This is a genomic window from Pseudomonas fluorescens, assembly GCF_902497875.1.
GTDB lineage: Bacteria > Pseudomonadota > Gammaproteobacteria > Pseudomonadales > Pseudomonadaceae > Aquipseudomonas > Aquipseudomonas fluorescens_BR.
Genome location: NZ_CABVHY010000101.1, coordinates 1 through 1,877, shown reverse-complemented (window position 1 = coordinate 1,877; position 1,877 = coordinate 1). Strand labels below are relative to the sequence as shown.

The 1,877-nt window shown below is 62.7% G+C and carries 1 protein-coding gene and 1 pseudogene; one reads left to right on the top strand and one right to left on the bottom strand.

Annotated elements, in window-relative coordinates; all coding sequences use genetic code 11:
* Positions 1 to 135, top strand: a pseudogene (locus tag F8N85_RS33825) (spermidine/putrescine ABC transporter substrate-binding protein PotF); the annotation flags it as partial.
* Between the two features lie 86 nt (positions 136 to 221).
* On the opposite strand, the gene F8N85_RS33820 reads toward F8N85_RS33825, so the two are convergent.
* Positions 222 to 1,877, bottom strand: a 1,656-nt coding sequence (locus F8N85_RS33820) for an L-lactate permease (RefSeq protein ID WP_150806453.1), incomplete at its 5' end; no start/stop codon positions are given.

The window sequence follows — 1,877 nt, the reverse complement described above, 5'->3', positions numbered from 1 at the left end:
CCGTCGGTGAAGCAGGACCTGGCGATTTACCCACAGAAAACGGTGATGGATAAGCTGTTCACCGTAGAGGATCTCCCCGCTGCCATCGCACGGTTGAGTACTCGTCTGTGGACCAAGCTGAAAACCAACACCTGACGGTATCTCTCCTGGTGATCCCACAAATGGGGCAGCTGCTACGAGAGCCCCGTCCTTGGGCCGAGAAAATCAACCACGTCGCGTCATCAAGGCCCGCCCACCACCATATGGCTGAAGGGCACCACATACGCCTGCAACGTCACCAGCCCACCGACCAGAATGGCCAGGATGATGGAGTGGAAAAACACATAACGCAGGATTTCCCCTTCATGGCCGTACCAGCGGGTGGCGGTGGAGGCCACCACGATCGACTGGGCGTCGACCATCTTGCCCATGACCCCGCCGGAACTGTTGGCGGCGGCCATCAATACCGGGCTGATCCCCAGTTGCTCGGCGGTCACCCGTTGCAGGCCGCCGAACAGTACGTTGGAGGCCGTGTCCGAGCCGGTCAAGGCCACGCCGAGCCAGCCGAGGAGGGTGCCGAACAAGGGGTAGAAGATGCCGGTGGCGGCGAAGGCCAGGCCCATGGTGGCGTCAAGGCCGGAGTAGCGGGTGAGAAAGCCGAGGGCGAGCATGGCCACGATCGTAATGAGCGAGTAACGCACCACCCACAGCGTTCGCAGGTATTGGTGGATCAGTTGCGGGATGGAATAACCCATCAGCAATCCACCCAGGATCGCCGCCAGCAGGATGCCGCTACCGGTGCTGGTGAACCAGTTGAACTTGTAGACCGCTTCCTCGGTTTTGGCCGCGGGCACCACGGGCGGAACCTTCTCGATCTGCTGGTGAATGGTGGTGAAGGTCAGGGTCGGGGCGAAGATCGGGTTCGCTTCGCGCATCGGCTTGCCCTGGGGATCGAGCTTGGCCGAGCTGGTTTGCGGATCTACAGCCTGCCGGGTATCGAACATGTTTTTGAAGCTCTGGGTGCCCCAGGCGAAGACGAAGACCGTGAGGATGATCCACGGCATCCAGGCGCGCATGACCGCGGGTTTGACATCGCTGGCAAAGGTCGCGCTGGCCACGGGTTGTTCGTCATGCTCCTCAGCTATTTTGGAGTTGTCGACCCGCCCGGACAGGGCTGCGGAGGTATGCACGGTGGCCGGCTTCCAGACCCTGAGGAAACCGGTCAGGCTGGCCATGGAAATCAGCGCGGCGATCACGTCCACCAGCATCGGCCCGTGGTAGTTGGACACGAGGAACTGCGGCACGGCGAAGCTGACCCCGGCGACCAGGATCGCCGGCCAGATTTCCAGCATCTTGCGCCAGCCGGCGAAGGCCCAGATCAACCAGAACGGCACGATCACCGAGAAGAACGGCAATTGCCGGCCGACCATCATCGACAGCTCCATTTCATCCAGCCCGGTCACCTTGGCCAGGGTGATGATGGGCGTGCCCAGGGCGCCGAATGCCACGGGCGCGGTATTGGCGATCAACGCCAGGCCGGACGCGGCCAGGGGCGAGAAGCCCAACCCGATCAAAATGGCCCCGGTGACCGCCACGGGCGTGCCGAAGCCGGCAGCCCCTTCGAAGAAAGCCCCGAAGCAGAAGGCAATCAGCAGCAATTGCAGACGGCGATCGTCGGTGATGCGCGTCAGGGAGTCTTGCAGCACCTTGAACGAGCCGTTCTCGGTGGTAAGCCGATGCAGGAAGATGATGTTGAGCACGATCCAGCCAATCGGCAGCAGGCCGTTGGCGGCGCCATACAGCGCGGCTGAGCCCGCCATGTTCGCGGGCATGCCGAAGGCGAAGATCGCGATCAGCAAGGCCGACGTAAGAGCCAGCAGCGCCGCCAGATGCGCCTT